At 58.4% G+C, this 18038-nt stretch carries 12 protein-coding genes; 5 read left to right on the top strand and 7 right to left on the bottom strand.

All coding sequences use genetic code 11. The features are described from left to right. Position 1: 1 nt before the first annotated feature. Positions 2–1312 (bottom strand): HlyD family type I secretion periplasmic adaptor subunit, encoded by a 1311-nt coding sequence (locus TM5383_RS11950; protein ID WP_058319267.1) that lies wholly within the window; start codon positions 1310–1312, stop codon positions 2–4. Then, entirely contained in the window at positions 1309–3048 is a 1740-nt protein-coding gene (locus TM5383_RS11945) for a type I secretion system permease/ATPase (RefSeq protein WP_058319266.1), read from the bottom strand. The genes TM5383_RS11950 and TM5383_RS11945 overlap by 4 nt, the downstream gene beginning before the upstream one ends. Positions 3049–3326: 278 nt before the next feature. On the opposite strand from TM5383_RS11945, the gene TM5383_RS11940 reads away from it, so the two are divergent. Next, the gene (locus tag TM5383_RS11940) at positions 3327–4082 is read left to right on the top strand and encodes an MlaA family lipoprotein (RefSeq protein WP_058319265.1); all 756 of its coding nucleotides are present in this window, start codon (positions 3327–3329) and stop codon (positions 4080–4082) included. Between the two features lie 12 nt (positions 4083–4094). Beyond that, on the top strand, positions 4095–4688 hold the full coding sequence (locus TM5383_RS11935) for an MlaC/ttg2D family ABC transporter substrate-binding protein (protein ID WP_058319451.1): 594 nt from the start codon (positions 4095–4097) through the stop codon (positions 4686–4688). Between the two features lie 69 nt (positions 4689–4757). Here the strand turns inward: TM5383_RS11935 and TM5383_RS11930 are convergent, their stop codons facing one another. The 3 genes from TM5383_RS11930 to ade all read right to left on the bottom strand — a co-directional run bounded on the left by TM5383_RS11930 (position 4758) and on the right by ade (position 10665). Further along, positions 4758–6851: a 3-hydroxyacyl-CoA dehydrogenase NAD-binding domain-containing protein gene (locus TM5383_RS11930; RefSeq protein WP_058319264.1), complete on the bottom strand. Its 2094-nt coding sequence runs from the start codon at positions 6849–6851 to the stop codon at positions 4758–4760. 229 nt (positions 6852–7080) lie between these two features. Further along, positions 7081–8829 (bottom strand): gamma-glutamyltransferase, encoded by a 1749-nt coding sequence (gene ggt / locus TM5383_RS11925; RefSeq protein ID WP_058319263.1) that lies wholly within the window; start codon positions 8827–8829, stop codon positions 7081–7083. A 126-nt stretch (positions 8830–8955) separates the two neighbouring features. After that, positions 8956–10665, bottom strand: coding sequence for an adenine deaminase (ade, locus tag TM5383_RS11920; protein WP_058319262.1), 1710 nt, complete (start codon positions 10663–10665; stop codon positions 8956–8958). Between the two features lie 203 nt (positions 10666–10868). Between ade and TM5383_RS11915 the strand changes: the two genes are divergently transcribed. Further along, positions 10869–13202, top strand: a complete 2334-nt coding sequence (locus TM5383_RS11915) for a Tex family protein (RefSeq protein WP_058319261.1) — start codon at positions 10869–10871, stop codon at positions 13200–13202. A gap of 12 nt (positions 13203–13214) precedes the next feature. After that, a complete protein-coding gene (locus TM5383_RS11910) occupies positions 13215–13712 on the top strand; it encodes a DUF2478 domain-containing protein (protein ID WP_058319260.1) in 498 nt (165 codons plus the stop codon). Positions 13713–13818: 106 nt separating this feature from the next. Here TM5383_RS11910 and amt read toward each other — a convergent pair whose 3' ends face one another. Both amt and TM5383_RS11900 read right to left on the bottom strand, forming a co-directional pair. After that, on the bottom strand, positions 13819–15156 hold the full coding sequence (gene amt, locus TM5383_RS11905; protein WP_058319259.1) for an ammonium transporter AmtB: 1338 nt from the start codon (positions 15154–15156) through the stop codon (positions 13819–13821). 26 nt (positions 15157–15182) lie between these two features. Further along, positions 15183–15521 carry a P-II family nitrogen regulator gene (locus tag TM5383_RS11900; RefSeq protein WP_058319258.1) on the bottom strand — a complete coding sequence of 113 codons (339 nt, stop codon included), beginning with the start codon at positions 15519–15521 and terminating at the stop codon, positions 15183–15185. Between the two features lie 292 nt (positions 15522–15813). Between TM5383_RS11900 and TM5383_RS11895 the strand changes: the two genes are divergently transcribed. Beyond that, on the top strand, positions 15814–18006 hold the full coding sequence (locus TM5383_RS11895; protein WP_058319257.1) for a transglycosylase domain-containing protein: 2193 nt from the start codon (positions 15814–15816) through the stop codon (positions 18004–18006). Positions 18007–18038 lie beyond the last annotated feature (32 nt).

Below are 18038 nucleotides of genomic sequence, written 5' to 3'. Positions count from 1 at the left end.
GTCACCCTTCGCGGAAGGCTCTAGCAAAGTAATCTGACAATGGTTTGACAAGATAGGCCAAAGGCGTGCGATCAGCGGTGCGAATATAGGCCTCTACCGGCATACCCGGTAGCAGGGTGACACCAGCGGGCAGCTTCGCCAGTTCATCTGCCGATACCGCGATTTCAGCGCGATAGTAAGAGGCACGACTGGCCTCATCCGTGAAGGCATCCGCCGACACCTGCGCCACTGTGCCAGTCAATTCCGGTGTGGTGCGTTGATCCAGCGCAGGCAGTCGCAATGTAACGTTCTGCCCCGGGTAAACCTGATCCACATCTGTTGTCGGCACCTGTGCTGCGATGACCAGCGGACGATCCTGCGGAACCAAATACAAAACGGGATCAGCAGGGCGCACGACCGAACGCGGTGTGGTGAATTGCAACGCATAGACGATGCCCGACACCGGCGCGCGAATGTCCATCCGGCTCAGCCGCAGTTGAAGCGCACGACGAGTCTCGGCCTGTTCCAATTCGCGGTACTGCAGATCGCGCAATTGCGACACCGCCTGTTCGCGACGGTTGGATTCCAGCTTCAATACTTCGATATCGATCTCGGTGATACGACCCTCGGATTGGGCTTGCTGTGCGTCCAGTTCCGCCACTTCACCGCTTAGGCGTGCCTGTTGCCGCTGCAGATTCAGCACTTTTGTCGCCTGCGACAGTCCGCTGTCCAAAAGACGTTGCTGACTGTTGAGTTCCTGTTGGATCAGTTCCAACTGCTGGCGCAAGGCCTCTTTCTGGGCGCGAATACCGATAATCTGACTGCGGATTTGTTCCTGTCGACGTTCCAGCTGCCGCGTTTCCTGCGCAATGGATTCGTTGCGCGCCTCAAGCAGATGGATCTGCCCGTCCATCATCGCCCGCACCTCTGGCTGGGTCTGAGAAACCGCCAACAATTCCGGATCAAACTGGATGTCGGCGGAGTTTTGTTCTGCCTCCAATCGACCGCGACGCGCCATAATTTCAAACAGCTGCGCCTCGGTGATCGCCAATTGCGACTGTAGTTCCGTTGGATCTAGCCGCATCACCAGTTGATCCTGCGCCACCAGATCGCCTTCGTCGACCAAGAGGTCGGCAATAACCCCACCATCAGGATGCTGCACAACCTGGCGGTTACGATCCACCTCGATCTGACCGCTGGCGACCACAGCACCTGCAATTTCTGTCATAGTGGCCCAAAGACCAAACCCACCCAGCAGAAAGGCCAACGCGACCCCACCCAACATCATCGGCGCACGCGCCGAAAAGCGGTTTTCAGAAGAAGACTGTGTCATTGCACACCTCCGGCGCCCTTGCTGCGCGCAATCTGCTGATGGTTCTGCACTACATTGCGCAACACTTCATCCTTGGGGCCAAAGGCGCGCACAGCACCATTTTCCAACATCAGCAGGGTATCGCATTCTTTAATCGCAGCGGGGCGATGCGCCATAATCAACACGCTTTTCCCTGCCTCCTTCTGAGCGCGGATCGCGCGGTTCAGGGCCTCGGATCCTTCGTTATCGAGGTTTGAATTTGGCTCATCCAGAACCAGGATGACCGGATCCATATACATCGCACGTGCCAGCCCGATGCGCTGGATCTGGCCACCAGACAGACGCCCGCCCGACGCGCGCACCTGCGTGTCGTACCCATCGGGCAATTTCAGAATCATCTCATGTGCATCAGCGCGGCGTGCCGCCTCCACAATCTTGGCCGGATCAGAATTCGGAGAAAGGCGCGCGATATTGTCGGCAATTGTGCCATCAAACAGTTCGACCCGTTGTGGCAAGTAACCGACCAATTGCCCCAGAACCGTTGGATCATATTGATCAAGCGTTGCCCCATCCAAGCGGATCTTGCCGCCGGCAGGACGCCATGCACTGGTCAATGCCCGGGCCAGAGAGGATTTTCCGGCACCAGATTGACCAATGACCCCACACGCCTGCCCCGGCTCCAACTTAAACGACACCATGCGCAGTGTGGCCTGTGCGGCGCCAGGCGGCACGACGGTCAAACTTTGAACCTCAAGGCGCGCAGCAGGCGTTGGCAGCGGTGTGCGTACGTCTTCTGGCGGCACTTCCCCCAACAATTCGGCAAGCGCCCCCCACCCTTTCAAAGCGCGCTGCACCACCGCCCATTGGTTCACCAACGTCTCAATCGGGGCCAAAGCCCGCCCCATTAAGATGGACCCAGCAATCATGGCACCCGGTGACATTTGTCCCTGCAACACCAGATAAGCCCCAAGCCCCAGCATCGCTGACTGCAAAAACAGGCGGAAGGTTTTGGTCAGAACAGAAAAGCCAGTCCCGGCATCCGCCGCGGCAACCTGTTGATCCAGCGACGCATCACGCGCCGTTTGCCAACGGCGGAATGCTGCATCGCGCATGCCCAATGACTGCAACGCCTCTGCTTCACCCTGAAGTTGGCCTGCCATGTGATCCGCATGCGAAGAAGTTCGCGCCGCCGCCAGCAAAGGCCCACGCGAAAAAATCTGGTTAGCGACCGCAATGGTGATCAAAATTGCACCACCACAAACCGCCAGATACCCCAGCCAGGGGTGAAAAACCATGATCCCGACCAGAAACAGCGGCGTCCACGGAATATCAAAGATCGAGGTAAAAGCGGGCGACGCAAGAAAGCGCTGCACAGATTCCAAATCACGCAGCCCACTGGCCGGCGGCTGATCAGGGCGCATCGCAGATCTGCGAATCACTGCATCAAAAACGCGCTGGTCCAACCGCGCCTGAAACCGTGCGCCAACACGCGCCATGATGCGGCCACGCGCCAAATCCAACATCCCCATCATCAGGAACAAAAACGTGATCAGCAGGGTCAATCCAACCAGCGTCGCCTCGGATCCACTGCCAAGCACACGATCATAGACCTGCATCATGTAGAGCGGGCCAGTCAGCATCAGCAGGTTCACAAATACACTAAACAGTGCCACAGCCCAGAAAAGACTACGATTTTCGCGGCGGGCCTCGCTTAATTCGGCGCGCCCCTTGGTCTGATATGTCGCGGATGCGGTCATGTGTTCCCTTCAAATAAATCAACTAAGCCCGATCAGGATGACGCAGTTTGCGCGTTAAATACGCGCTTGCAATGGTATGCCGCGTAACCCAAGTGGTCACGTTGCCTATCCGAATGCACCCTCTATATACTGGATGCCTGCGAAGCGGTTGTTTCAAATCTGCCACATCCCGCTGCGTCGATTGCCATCGCCCGGCTTCTGATCTGGGCAACTCTGCTGCTTGGGTTAGATAAGCGCTAACCGTTATCCTTTGGTGAAACTCCGTGATGTCATTTCCTATGAAATCTGCGCTACGCGCAACCGTCTTCCTTTCCGCAACAGCGATTGCCGTAGCTGGATGCACGACAGTCGAGGATACGCCGCGCGATTTCACTGGTATTAACGACCCGTTCGAAAACACCAACCGCGCCGTGCATCGGTTCAACGTCGGCGTAGACCGCGCCGTGTTGCGCCCGGTCAGCAAAGGGTATGACGCCGTGGTGCCAGATGACGTGCAGACCATGGTTTCGAACGCAAGCGACAACTTGGGTGAACCCAGCAACCTGATCAATCACACCTTGCAGGGCAACGTCGGTGGCGCGGCCAAGTCGCTATATCGTTTCGTTATCAACTCTACCGTAGGCCTGGGCGGCATTTATGACGTGGCCGCAGAATTCGGCGTCACCGAGGACGAAACTGATTTCGGCACAACACTGCACGCATGGGGTGGTGGCGAAGGTGCCTATCTGGAACTGCCGCTGTTGGGCCCGTCCTCGACCCGTGATGCTACAGGGCGCGTCGTAGACGTGGTGCTGAACCCGCTGTCGCATGTGCTGAACACTGACGAACGCCAGATCCGCACCGGGATCAACGTCGCCGACCGGGTCGGCCAACGTGCGCAGTTGGGCGATGCCATTGACTCGGTCCTGTATGAAAGCGCCGACAGTTACAGCCAAACACAACTTCTTTACCTGCAGAACCGCCGCTTCGAACTGGGAATTGAGGCAGACGACACTTACATAGATCCCAATGACATTGACACCGAAGGTTTCTAAATGACCCCGCTTATGAACCGCCGCGCAATCCTTCTGGGGGCTGGCGCTGCTGCTACCACCGCTGCACTGCCGGGTTCCGCCTGGGCGCTCAACACCTCGCAGGCCGAGGCGCTGATCAATAGCCTGGTGAATGAAATCAACGCCGTGATTGCATCTGGCCGCAGCGAAAACGCGATGATCCGCGAGTTCGAAAGCATCTTCAAACGCTATAGCGACACGTCCTACATCGCCGCCTACGCGATGGGGGTCGACGGTCGTCGCGCCAGCGCAAGCCAGAAAAAGGCCTTCTCAAAGGCGTTCACCTCTTACATTGCGCGCAAATACGGCAAACAATTCCGCAGCTTCGCCGGTGGCAGCCTTGAGGTGCAAGGCGTCAAGAAATTGAAGAGCTTTTACCGCGTCCGCACGATGGCGCGCGTTCCCTCGCAAGCCCCGTTCGAAGTTGATTTTCACGTGTCCGACCGCAGCGGCAAAGATCTGTTCTTCAACCTCTACATTGAGGGCATCAACATGCTGCTGACAGAACGCGAAGAAATCGGTGCCATGCTGGACAAACGCAAAGGCAACATCGATCAGATGATCTCTGACCTAAGAAAAGCAGGCTGAAATCTGCCTTAGCCGATTACCGGTATCTATTCAGAAAGGGCGGGTTTACCCGCCCTTTTCTCTTGCGGATCAGTGATTGAGATCCGCAAATGTTTTTCCTGTGCTCGCCATCTCGCGCAGCAACGGCGGAACCTGCCAGAAATGGGGGTCTTCTTTGGCATACCCTTCGATCCGTTCCACCAATGCGGATGCACCGATCTGATCTGCCTCATGTAGGGGGCCACCACGGAACCGTGGGAAGCCATAGCCAAACAGATAGGCCATATCCACATCAACAGGACGTTTAGCAGTGCCGTCTGCCACAACACGGGTCGCCTCGATAATCATGGCGGTGAGGTAGCGATCAACGATCTCTTCGGCGGTGAATTCTTTCGGTTCGATACCCAGTTCGGCACGCACGTCATCGATGATGCGCAGCGCATCAGGATTGGGCGTAGGGTGCTTGCCATCATAAAGATACAGTCCCTTGCCTGTCTTTCGACCAAACCAACCCTGTTCGCAGATCCGGTCCAAATGCAGGCCGCTGTAGCGTTCACTGGAATCGCGTCCGGCGGCCTGACGCTTGCGCTCGGCCCAATCAATGTCGAGGCCCGCCAGGTCAAACACCTTGTGTAGACCCATCGCCATGCCGAACCCTTCCAACGCTTGATCCACTTGGGCGGGCGATGCGCCATCCAGCACCATGTACCCCACGGCCTTGGAGAAAAACGCCAGAATACGGTTTCCAACGAACCCGTCACACACCTGTGCAAGAACGCCAACCTTTTTCAATCGCTTCGCCAACAAGAACCCAGTCGCCAGCACGTCAGGCGCGGTGTCCGCTCCCTGCACGATTTCCAACAGGCGCATCACATGGGCCGGACTGAAGAAATGTAGCCCCAGTACGTCCTGCGGACGGTTTGTGCAGGCGGCGATTTCGTCAATGTTCAGGTAAGACGTATTCGACGCCAGGATCGCACCTTCCTTACAGACCTGATCCAGCTGGGTGAAAATCTGGCGTTTAACATCCATGCTTTCGAATGCGGCCTCAATCACCAGATCAACATCGCTAAGGTCCTGCATCTGCAGCGACCCTGACAGACTGGACAGCGCCGCGTCGCGTGCTGCCTCGGTCATTTTGCCGCGTTTAACCGCGCCCTCCAGATTGCGGGCAACAGTGGCCATTCCGCGATCCAGTCCGTCCTGCGCGACCTCAATCATCTGCACGGGCAATCCGGCCAACAAACAGGCTGTGGCAATGCCCGATCCCATCGTTCCACCGCCGATAACGCCGATTCGATCCAATGGTCGCGCGTCGCCTTTAGCCTCTGGGATATTGGATGTTGCGCGTTCACCAAAAAATGCATGGATCAGGCCCGCCCGCTGTGGGGTGTTCATGCAATCCATAAATGCCTGACGTTCAATTTGCAGACCTTGCGACAACGGCAAAGTGGCGGCGCCGACAGCTTCGACGATCTTGTGAGGGGAATACAAATGAGGCTGCGTCATACGCAGCTTGTCCGCGGTCTGTTCCAATAGCGCGGCATCCGCCACGACATTCAGACTGCCAGTGGGCCGCGTTTTCAGGGCGCCATCCAACACCTGTTGTGCGGCGGATAGGGCGACATCGCGCGGCGCCCCCTCAACCAATTGATCAATCGCACCAGCCGCCAGCGCATCCGCGCCCGGGACCATCTTGCCCGACAACGCCATATCCAAGGTAAAGGCCACCCCCGCCAAACGCGGCAGACGCTGTGTGCCTCCGGCGCCGGGCAACAGGCCCAGATTAACCTCGGGCAAACCAATGCGCAGCCCTTTGATCCCAACACGCGCGTGAGTCGCCAGTGCCAGCTCAAAACCTCCGCCCAGGGCCGTTCCGTGCAAAACAGAAATAACCGGCAGCGCACTCGCTTCGATCGCATCCAGAACATCGGGTAGCGATGGATCGACGAAGGGTTTGCCAAACTCTTTGATATCGGCACCAGCAACAAAAGTGCGGCCCGCTGCATAGATCGCAATAGCCCTCACTTGCGCCGCTGCGTTCAGATCGGTGATCGCGGTCAACAGCCCCTGTCGCACGGCCTGTCCAGTGGCATTTACTGGCGGGTTATCAATGCAGATCAAGGCAATATCACCGATCCGTTCAATAGAGATCATGTCGTTGATAACGGTTTGTTCAGACATTTCGCTGGTCCCTGTACGTCGCGCTTGGACAGGGTCGCAGCAAAACTGCGCCCCCGTTTCGGGGGTAGGCTAGGGCCGAATTGATTCTGCGTCCATAATTTGAGAGGTGGCTATGCCATGCGGCATTAGGTTGAAAATCACCCTGACCAGCGCAAAGCCTAGTAAATAATGGCGCCAGATGCCTTCCGGCGCCATTATCAGCAACTATGTTCCGTTGCGTTCCGTTAGGTTATTCGCCCAGCGCAACGCCTTCACGACGTGGATCTGCCGCACCGATCAGCTGGCCGTCCTTGATCAGAATGGCATGCAAGCCGCTGTTCAGATCGCGAACGCTGACCTTGTGGCCCAGCTCGCTCAGCCGCCCTTCGAACTCGGCGGCGGCGGTGTTTTGTTCCACATCAATACTGCTGGTGTTGCGGTGCAGGAAGTGGCCAGTTTCAATCGCGTCCTGCGGGTCCATGTCCCAATCCAGGACGGCAATGATGGTTTTGGCCACATAATTGATAATGCGGCTACCACCGGGCGATCCGATCAACAGATAAGGCGCGCCATCCTTCATCACGATGGTCGGCGACATAGAGCTGCGCGGGCGCTTACCACCTTCCACACGGTTGGCGACCAGACGACCATTCACCTCAGGCTGCCGGTCAAAATCGGTCAGCTCATTGTTCAGCAGGAAACCACGTACAAACACACGGCTACCGAAGAAGGTTTCAATCGTTGTGGTCATCGACAGGGCGTTGCCATACATGTCGCGGATCACGATATGGCTGGTGCCGGGGCGATCTGGGTTCTGCGACGGATGCATCAGCGCCGCATCTTCATGCGGTGGCTCACCTGCGGTGCGCTTTTCGCTAGCCGCCGTCAGGTCAATCATTTCTGACCGCATCTTCAGGTAATCAGGATCCAGCAGACCCTTCACCGGCACATCCACAAAATCGGAATCCGCCATGTACAGCGCGCGGTCCGCATAGGCCAATTTCGCCGCTTCGCCATAGAGGTGAGCAAAGTCCGCATTCCAGCCCATCGACTTAACGTCGAAGTTGTTCAAAATTCCCAGGATCTGACCAACCGTCAGACCGCCAGAGGTCGGCGGGCCCATGCCGCAGACATCATAGCCGCGATAATCGGCACAAACCGCCGGGCGGATTTTGACCCGATAATCCGCCATATCCTGCGCGGTGATGTTGTTTTCCACCATCGAGGTTGACGCAACCGCCGCCACAATATCATCGGCAATCGGACCATGGTAAAACGCATCCGCGCCCTCAGTGGCCAGAATGCGCAACGTATTGGCAAATTCCGGGTTCTTCAGCAGCGTGCCCGCCTTCAGCGGCTTGCCCTCTGCATCAAAGAAATACTCTTTCGCACCGGGGAAGACATCCAGATAGCGTTCGCGGTCAATCGTGCTTTGGATCGAATTGGCCATGCGCGGCGACACTTCGAACCCTGCATCTGCCTGACGGATGGTCGATTCAAACAGTGAAGCCCAATCCTGATTGCCGTAAAGCGCATGGGTGGTTTCCATCAGGCGCAGAATACCAGGCACACCCACTGCCTGACCGCCAGAAATCGCGCGTGAGAAAGGGATCCTTTCACCATTTTCATCAAGAAACCGTTCTGGCGTCGCGGCCGCAGGTGCCTTTTCCCGCGCATCGAAGGTGTTCAGTGTTTTGGACGACGCATCCCAGTACAGCATAAACGCCCCACCGCCGATGCCCGAAGATTGCGGTTCCACAAGGTTCAGCATCAGCTGCACCGCAATCATCGCGTCCGCCGCAGTGCCACCCTTGGCCAAAACATCATAACCCGCCTGAGCTGCAATCGGGTTTGCCGCTGAAACCATGAATTTGGACCCAATGACCGAATCCTTATCTTCCCAGCCGTAGCCAACTTCTGGTGTGGGGTCCTGAGCAAATGCAGTGCCCGCCAGCACACCGGCGGTCAAAGCCGCCCCAAATATTTGAAATATATTCATATTACCCTCCGTTTTCAGGATCAACGATCTTGAGAGGACGGGTCTTGTGCCCTCAGAAAGAGTTGACCCTACGGAAACTATGATCGGCACATATGATCCGGTCAATGGCCGCGTGTCGGAGGTGTTCTATGAAATGATCTCAAACTTGTTCACATCGACCAATCCTCGATCGGTGATTTTCAGGTTCGGGATCACAGGCAGGGCAAGGAACGCCAGTTGCAAAAACGGCTCCTCCAGTGTGACGCCCAAATCACGGGCGGCGGCACGTAGGGCGACCAGTTGGTCATGCACCACCTCATGGCTCTCTAGGCTCATCAGACCGGCGACAGGCAGCGGCAGTTCGGCCAGCACCTTGCCGCCCTCGACCACGACAAAACCGCCCTCAATCTCACCAAGTCGGTTCGCGGCCAGCGCCATGTCGTCGTAATCTGCCCCCACCACAGCGATGTTGTGGTGGTCGTGACACACGGTCGATGCGATCGCGCCGCGTTGCAGGTTGAACCCGCGCACAAATCCGGTGGCCATGTTGCCGTTTTTGCCATGCCGTTCGATCACCGCGATCTTGATCAGGTCGCGCTCAAGGTCAGGGCGTTTATCGCCATCCTCGATCGCCATCACCTCATGCAGATGTTCGGTGATGATCTTGCCCTCTAGGATGCCAATCACATCGGTGTCTTCGCGGTTGCCAGCGGTGCGGAAATGCTGCGGGCCGACCTTGGGCGCATTGACCGAATTGCGCCCGACGGGATCAATCACATCGCGGGCCGCGAAAGCCGCCTCATCCACCCAAGTGCCGCCGCAGATCACATCGGCCACATCGCAGGTTTGCAGATCATTCAGGATCACAATATCGGCGCGTTTGCCGGGGCTGATCTGACCGCGATCTTTCAGACCAAACGCCTCTGCCGCCGACAGGCTGGCGGCGCGGTAAGCAGCCAGAGGTGAGACATCAAGGCTGATCAGCGTGCGGATCATATAGTCCAGATGCCCCTGTTCGGCGATGTCCAGCGGGTTGCGGTCATCCGTACACAGGCACAGATAGGGTGCGGTCACATCGTTCAGGATTGGCGCAAGGGCGTGCAGGTCTTTGGACACCGACCCCTCACGGATCAGCACCCGCATACCCTTTTGCAGCTTCTCCAATGCCTCTTCGGCTGTAGTCGCCTCATGTTCGGTGCGGATACCCGCGGCGATGTAGCCGTTCAGGTCTTTGCCCCGCAGCAGCGGGCAGTGGCCGTCGATATGCGCATTCTCAAACAGGGCCAGTTTTTCCATCACATCGGGCAATTGGTGCAACACACCGGGGAAGTTCATGAATTCCGCCAGACCAATGCCGCTGGGATGACCCATCAGGGGCCTCAGATCCTCAGCCAGAATGGTGGCGCCTGCAGTTTCCATATCGGTGGAGGGCACGCAGGAGGACAGCTGTACCTTGATATCCATCAGCGTGCGGTCTGACGCGGATTGGAAGTAACGGATGCCGTCGGGGCCGATCACATTGGCAATCTCATGCGGGTCACAGATCGCGGTGGTCACCCCGCGCGGCAGCACGCAGCGGTCAAATTCAAACGGTGTCACCAGCGAACTTTCAATGTGCAGATGCGTGTCGATGAACCCCGGCACCAGCACCTTGCCGGTCACGTCCACCTCACGCTTGCCTTCATAGTCGGCGCAGATGCCAACCACGCGGTCACCGCAGATCGCCACATCACCTGACAGCATAACGCCCGTCATCAGGTCAAAGATTTGCCCACCCTTCAGCACCAGATCCGCCTGCGCGACGCCGCGCCCCTGTGCGATACGATCTGACAGTGTGCTTGTCTGTTTGGTGCTCATCATCTTTTCCTTCCGGCCGCGAAACAATGGCACAACATGCCACTTCTGACGCCCCAACGGTAGGGGGCAATGGTGACAGTTTGTTGAGGCCGCATCGCCGGCTGTGCGGATGCGCGCCCAGCAGGCGATATGCGCGCAATTCCACCTTCCCCTCCCGCGCAGCCGCTTCTATGGTGACCCTCCCTGAGAATGAGAGGATCCCGATGGCGCCCCAAACCGATCTGCGCATCAACCAGACAATTGCCAAAGAAATCGGCGCTGCCGCCAGTCAGGTGGGCGCGGCGGTGACGCTGCTGGATGGGGGCGCAACCGTGCCCTTCGTCGCGCGGTATCGTAAAGAGGTGACAGGCGGGTTGGACGACAGCCAGCTGCGGACCCTGTCTGATCGTTTGGCCTATTTGCGAGAGTTGGAACAGCGCCGCGCAACCATCCTCGACTCGATCAAATCGCAGGACAAGCTGACCGATGATCTGGCGAAATCCATCGCCGGTGCGGATACCAAGGCGCAGCTAGAGGACCTCTATCTGCCCTACAAACCCAAACGCCGCACCAAAGCGATGATCGCCCGTGAAAATGGGTTGGAGCCGCTGCTGGATGCGATCCTGTCGGATCGTAGTGCTGATCCAGAGGCGCTGGCCGCTGGCTATGTGAGTGAGGCTGTGGCAGATGTGAAAACTGCGCTGAACGGTGCCCGCGACATCGTCGCTGAACGTCTGACCGAAGATGCAGCGCTAATCGGATCCCTGCGTGATTTCATGCAGAAAAACGCGCTAATCAAGGCCAAGGTGATCGAAGGACAGGAAGCCAAAGGCGCCAAATTCTCGGACTATTTCGATCACCAAGAGGCATGGAAAGACGCCCCCAGCCATCGTGCATTGGCGATGATGCGGGCCAGCAATGAAGGCGTGTTGAGCGTCGATATCGCACCGGCTGAGGAGGATGCAGATCGCGCTCCTGATATGGTGGCAGCGTCGCTGAACGTCAGCGGCAATGGAGCGGGCGATCAATGGCTGCGCAAGGCGGCGGCGTGGACGTGGCGGGTGAAACTGTCGCTGTCGATGATGCTGGATCTGATGGGTGATCTGCGCAAACGGGCGCAGGATGAAGCCATTCAAGTCTTTGCCCGCAACCTCAAGGATTTGCTGCTGGCCGCGCCCGCGGGGGCGAAGGCGACACTGGGCCTTGATCCCGGTATCCGCACCGGCTGCAAGGTCGCGGTGGTGGATGCCACGGGCAAGGTGCTGGCGACCGATACGATCTATCCGTTCCAGCCGAAAAATGACCTGCGCGGGTCGCAGGTGACACTGGCGAAGCTGATCAAGGAACATGGCGTCGAGTTGATCGCCATCGGCAATGGCACCGCTAGCCGTGAAAGCGAAAAGATGGTTGCCGACCTGCTGCGCGAACTGCCGGGGGCGAAGCCGACCAAGGTGGTTGTTAGTGAGGCCGGCGCCTCTGTCTACTCCGCCTCGGAACTGGCGGCGCGGGAGTTTCCTGATCTGGATGTTTCCCTGCGTGGTGCGGTGTCGATTGCCCGCCGTTTGCAGGACCCGTTGGCCGAATTGGTGAAGATCGAACCGAAATCCATCGGCGTTGGCCAATATCAGCACGATGTGGATCAGTTCCAACTGGCCCGCTCGCTCGATGCAGTGGTTGAGGATGCGGTGAACGCCGTTGGCGTTGATCTGAACATGGCCTCCGCCCCGCTGCTGGCGCGGGTATCCGGCCTGGGGGAAAGCTTAGCCGAGGCAATCGTGAGCCACCGCAACATCAATGGCGCGTTTAAGACGCGGAAGGATCTGCTGGACGTCTCCCGCCTTGGCCCGCGTGCGTTTGAGCAATGTGCAGGCTTCCTGCGCATCGCGGATGGGGCGGAACCGCTGGATGCGTCGTCTGTTCACCCAGAGGCGTATGGTGTGGCGCGCAAGATCGTTGCCGCCTGCGGTCGTGACTTGCGCGATTTGATGGGGGATGAGGCCCAGCTGCGCCGTATACGGGCGGAGGAGTTTGTGGATGACACCTTCGGCCTGCCCACTGTGCGCGATATTTTGGCGGAACTGGAAAAGCCCGGCCGCGACCCGCGCCCCGATTTCAAAACCGCCAGCTTTGCTGAGGGCATTGATGACATCAAAGATCTGAAACCCGGCATGTCGCTGGAGGGCACGGTGACCAACGTGGCGGCCTTCGGCGCCTTTGTTGACATTGGCGTGCATCAGGATGGGCTGGTCCATGTCAGCCAATTGGCAGATCGCTTCGTCAAAGATCCGCATGAGGTGGTGAAGGCAGGTGATGTGGTCAAGGTCCGCGTGACCGAGGTGGACGTGCCGCGCAATCGCATCGGTCTGTCGATGCGCAAAGATGGCGGCGGGGCTGCTGGCGGTCGGGATCGTGATGCCAAGAGCGGGCCGCGTGGCGGTCCCAAAGGTGGCACACTAAGAGGACCCAAGGGTGGTAAATTCAGCGCCAAGCCCCAATCTAAAGGGAATGACACTGGCGCGCTGGGTGCCGCACTGATGGATGCGATGAAGAAACGCTAAAGGAGAGCCGCGATGAAAATCGGCTATGTACGGATCGCGGAACGCGGTGAACTAAACCGCCTGTTAGCTGCCTTCGCCGAAGAGCTGACCGCTGACGGCGTCGCGCTGGCTGGTGCTGTACAGCACGACATCGAATGCGCCCCGCAGGAGAAATGCGATATGGACCTGCAAATTCTGCCCACAGGCCCCGTCGTGCGCATTTCGCAGAACCTTGGCAGGGATTCCCGCGGCTGCCGACTGGATACCGTCGCGCTGGAACAGGCGGTGGGGATCACCGAAGCCCAATTGTCTGATGCGTCGCCAAAACTGGTGATCATCAACAAGTTCGGCAAGCATGAGGCCGACGGGCGCGGCTTCCGCTCCACCATCGCGTTGGCGCTGGAAAAAGAGGTGCCGGTACTGGTGGGTGTCAACGGTGCCAATATCACGGCATTGGAAGAGTTCACCGGCGGCGCTGTGGTTGATGCGGGCGCAACACTGGATGAACTGCGCAACTGGCTCAACAGCTGATACACCAGAGATCTTAGCAGATCTGTGCTGCAAGCCGAACTTCTAGGCAAAATAAAACCGGGGCCCCGAAAGGCCCCGGTCTTTTACATCTTGGGTTCCTTAGAGCTTAGCCCTTGGAGAACTCAGGGTATGCTTCCATGCCCAGTTCTGCCATGTCCAGACCGTTGATTTCGGTCTCTTCATCGACACGTAGACCCATGATCGCTTTCAGTACGAACCAGACCACTGCGGAAACAACCACGGTGAAGGCGCCTACCACTACGATGGAGTACAGCTGAGTGCCCAGCGACGCGTCGGAGTTGGTCAGCACAACTGCGATGGTGCCCCAGATACCGGCGATCAGGTGGACCGGGATGGCGCCAACCACGTCGTCGATTTTCAGCTTGTCCAGCATCGGTACAGCGAAGACCACAATCACACCACCTACGGCACCGATCAGGGTGGCAGCACCCAGCGACGGGGTCAGCGGTTCAGCGGTGATCGACACCAGACCAGCAAGCGCGCCGTTCAGAACCATGGTCAGGTCAGGCTTTTTGTACATGATCTGGGTCAGGATCAGCGCTGCGATGGCGCCACCTGCGGCAGCAGTGTTGGTGTTGGCAAAGATGCGGCTTACGTCTGCAACGTCACCCACAGTGCCCATGGCCAGCTGCGAACCACCGTTGAAGCCGAACCAACCCAGCCACAGGATGAACGTACCCAGAGTTGCCAGGGTCAGGTTCGAACCAGGGATCGGAATGGTTTTGCCGTTTTTGTATTTACCGATACGCGGGCCGAGGATCAGCGCGCCGGTCAGAGCGGCCCAGCCACCTACGGAGTGCACAACAGTCGAACCAGCGAAGTCCAGGAAGCCAGCCTGATCCAGGAAACCGCCGCCCCATTTCCACGACGCCTGCAGCGGGTAGATGATAGCGGTCAGAATGATGGTGAAGATCAGGAAGGGCCACAGTTTGATACGCTCGGCCAGGGTGCCCGAAACGATCGACGCGGTGGTTGCACAGAACATCAGCTGGAAGAAGAAGTCCGAACCGGTCGAAGCATAACCATAGTCATCAGCGCCATCACGGCCAACGCCAACAGCTTCCAGAACACCGGGGCCCCAGACGCCGGACAGGATACCGTCAACCGACCAAGTACCCAGCGGGTACATCAGGTTGTAGCCGATCAGGTAGTAGAAGATCGCAGCCAGCGAGAACAGCGAGATGTTCTTGATCAGCTGCATGGTTACGTTTTTGCCACGGACCAGACCGGCCTCCAGCATCGCAAAGCCTGCAGCCATCCAGAACACCAGGAAGCCACCCACAAGGAACAGCAGCGAGTTCAGGATAAAGATGGTGTCGCTGGCGGCATCTACGCCGGCAACGGGGGCGGCCTCTTCGGCCCAGCCCAGGGTCGGCAGCAGCGCGGCGGCGCTGACGAGGCCCAGTTTGGTGATACGTTTCATTTGCATTGTCCTTTCCCCCTCGGCGCTTAGATGGCGTCGTCGTTGGTTTCGCCGGTACGCACACGTACGGCCTGTGCCACGTCCAGCACGAAGATCTTGCCGTCACCGATCTTGCCGGTGCGGGCGGTGTTGGTGATGGTCTCAACGGTCTGGTCGACCATTGCAGCGCTCACCACGATTTCCAGTTTGATTTTGGGTACGAAGTTCACCGCGTATTCAGCGCCGCGGTAGATTTCAGTGTGCCCGGATTGCGAGCCGAAGCCCTTGATTTCAGTGACCATCATGCCGCGTACACCGATTTCGGTCAGCGCCTCGCGGACCTCCTCCAGCTTGAACGGTTTGATCGTTGCAATAATCAGTTTCACCTTGTTCCCCTTCAGTAACCTGTCGAATTCCAGCGGGGGTGCGACGCTTAAGTAGGGCGTGCTGTCCCGCGAAAGTACGGGTTCAACCAACAGCAGGGTGGGGTGTTGGGTGAAGGAAATGCTGCAACTGCACAGGAATTCCGCAACGGCGTTGCGCAAAATTTAAGCGTTATGTGAAATTTGCACAAAAAATAGTCGCGCAAAGAACTGCCTGAGACGGAATCACCGTCTCAACAATCGGGGCGTGGCACGATAAGATTAACGAAAAGCATGTTTCGGGCAGGACATTGATATGAGTGATTCAGGGCGCAAATCCGGTCGCAAGGCGCAGCCGTTGGTGGCAGATCGTCGCTATGGCCCGAAACCCGCGGGCAAACCCAAAGCCAAGACCAAAGCCAAACCAAAGCCCAAAAAGGCCGCAGCTCGCAAACCCGCAGCGCGTAAAACAACAGCAAGGGGCAGTAAGACCAAGCGCGGCGGCAATCCAATTGTGCGCTTTTTCCGGGCGATCTTTGGCTGGGTGTTCGGTCTGATCTGGGCCTTTACCTGGCGGATCGCCTTGATGGCGGGCCTCGTTGTGGGTCTGGCGGTCAGCTACGTCTACTCCACCCTGCCGGAATTCACCGCCCTTTTGGATGGGCGCGCCAACGGATCGGTCGTGATGACCGACCGCCGCGGAGAAGTCTTTGCCTGGCGCGGGGATCAGTTCGGTGGCGTCGTGACAGCCGACACCGTGTCACCACATCTGAAAAACGCTGTGGTCGCCACCGAAGACAAACGCTTCTATCGCCATTTCGGCCTGTCGCCGCGCGGCATTGCCAGCGCAGTACGCATCAACCTACGTGAAGGCCGCGGCCCATTGTCCGGGCACGGCGGGTCAACGATTACCCAACAGACCGCGAAACTGCTGTGCCTGGGCGTGGTCTATGATGAAACCCAATGGGAAAGCGAAGCCGCCTACGAGGCGGACTGTCGCCAAGGCTCCTTGTGGCGCAAAGGCAAAGAAGCGATCTATGCGCTGGCGATGGAGGCCAAGTATTCCAAGGATGAGATCCTGTCGATCTATCTGAACCGCGCCTACATGGGCGGTGGTGCCTATGGGTCCGAGGCCGCCGCGCAACGCTACTTCGGCAAACCCGCTGCCGCGCTGTCGCCGGCAGAGGGGGCGATGATCGCCGGATTGCTGACCGCACCGTCGTCGCTGGCACCGACCAGCAACCTGCAACGCAGCCAGAACCGTGCCGGTGTCATCATCGGGCTGATGCAGGATCAGGGCTATCTGTCGTCCAAGGCTGCGGACAATGCCCGCGCCAACCCCGCAACCCTGTCGCCCGCCGCACAGGCGCGCGCTGGCGGCTACTTCGCTGACTGGGTCATGTCATCGGGGCCCGAATTTTTCACCCGCAACTCGACCTCTGATGTGATCATCCGCACCACATTGGATCAACGCATCCAGCAGGCAGCTGAGGATGCGATGAACCACATCTTCTCTGAAAAGGTGCGCAAAGGATCGAAAGCGCAGGCAGCCATTGTGGTCATGTCTGCCGATGGTGCCGTGCGCGCCATGGTCGGCGGTCGCAAGACCAAGGTGACAGGCGCCTTTAACCGCGCGGTACAGGCAAAACGTCAGACTGGATCGGCGTTCAAACCCTTTGTCTATGCCACTGCGTTGGAGCTGGGCTGGTCAGCCAATGATCTGGTTGTCGATGAGCCTATCACAATCAATATCCCTGGGTCTTCGCCTTGGTCGCCCCAAAACTATGACCGCAAGTTCCACGGTACGGTCACCCTGACCGAGGCCTTGCGCACATCCCTGAATATTCCAGCGGTGAAAATCGCCCAAGAGGCGGGGCTGGAAAACGTGCGCAAGGTCGCCACTGATTTCGGCATCGGATCCGATCTGGCCAAGGGTCCGTCATTGGCTTTGGGCGCGTCGGACACCAGCCTGCTGGAAGTGACCGGCGCCTATGCGGGCATCCTGAACGGCGGTAGCTCAGTGCGGCCTTATGGATTGGTAGAACTGAAAATGCAGGGCGACAGTGATCCGCTGATGACCTCCACCGGTGGCATTGGGGAACGGGTGATCAGCGAAGACGCCGCGCGCGAACTGACGTGGATGATGCATGTGGTTGCTAGCGAAGGCACCGGCCGACGCGCCAACATCCCTGGCTGGGAAGTGGCGGGTAAGACCGGCACCTCGCAACGTGCCAAAGATGCGTGGTTCATCGGCTTCACCGCTGATTATGTGGCGGGTGTCTGGATGGGGTATGATGACAATACACCGCTGACAGGCGTGACCGGATCGGGCCTACCGGCTGAAATCTGGCACGAAACCATGCGCCGCGTGCATCAGGGCATGACACCCCGTCCGCTGCCCATGCTGCGTGGTGGGCGGCCTGCACGCAATGCTGCACCGGATCCGTTCATCGACGATACCCGCACAGGTATTGATGACCTGCTACGCGGCATATTTGGCGGCAACTGATCGGTTGCCGCCTAGCCCCTTGTGATCAGAAC

Source organism: Thalassovita mediterranea (genome assembly GCF_001458435.1).
In the GTDB taxonomy this organism is placed as follows: Bacteria; Pseudomonadota; Alphaproteobacteria; order Rhodobacterales; family Rhodobacteraceae; genus Thalassobius; species Thalassobius mediterraneus.
The sequence above is the reverse complement of the archived record's forward strand: the minus strand, read 5'-3'. Positions and strand labels throughout refer to the sequence as shown.

What these genes read in the sequence shown, in the direction of transcription:
- TM5383_RS11895 (WP_058319257.1), top strand. Translation starts at nt 15,814, where the DNA reads ATGAGTGATTCAGGGCGCAAATCCGGTCGCAAGGCGCAGCCGTTGGTG.
- TM5383_RS11935 (WP_058319451.1), top strand. Translation starts at nt 4,095, where the DNA reads ATGAACCGCCGCGCAATCCTTCTGGGGGCTGGCGCTGCTGCTACCACC.
- ade (WP_058319262.1), bottom strand. Translation starts at nt 10,665, where the DNA reads ATGAGCACCAAACAGACAAGCACACTGTCAGATCGTATCGCACAGGGG.
- TM5383_RS11950 (WP_058319267.1), bottom strand. Translation starts at nt 1,312, where the DNA reads ATGACACAGTCTTCTTCTGAAAACCGCTTTTCGGCGCGTGCGCCGATG.
- TM5383_RS11930 (WP_058319264.1), bottom strand. Translation starts at nt 6,851, where the DNA reads ATGTCTGAACAAACCGTTATCAACGACATGATCTCTATTGAACGGATC.
- amt (WP_058319259.1), bottom strand. Translation starts at nt 15,156, where the DNA reads ATGAAACGTATCACCAAACTGGGCCTCGTCAGCGCCGCCGCGCTGCTG.
- TM5383_RS11910 (WP_058319260.1), top strand. Translation starts at nt 13,215, where the DNA reads ATGAAAATCGGCTATGTACGGATCGCGGAACGCGGTGAACTAAACCGC.
- TM5383_RS11945 (WP_058319266.1), bottom strand. Translation starts at nt 3,048, where the DNA reads ATGACCGCATCCGCGACATATCAGACCAAGGGGCGCGCCGAATTAAGC.
- ggt (WP_058319263.1), bottom strand. Translation starts at nt 8,829, where the DNA reads ATGAATATATTTCAAATATTTGGGGCGGCTTTGACCGCCGGTGTGCTG.
- TM5383_RS11940 (WP_058319265.1), top strand. Translation starts at nt 3,327, where the DNA reads ATGAAATCTGCGCTACGCGCAACCGTCTTCCTTTCCGCAACAGCGATT.
- TM5383_RS11915 (WP_058319261.1), top strand. Translation starts at nt 10,869, where the DNA reads ATGGCGCCCCAAACCGATCTGCGCATCAACCAGACAATTGCCAAAGAA.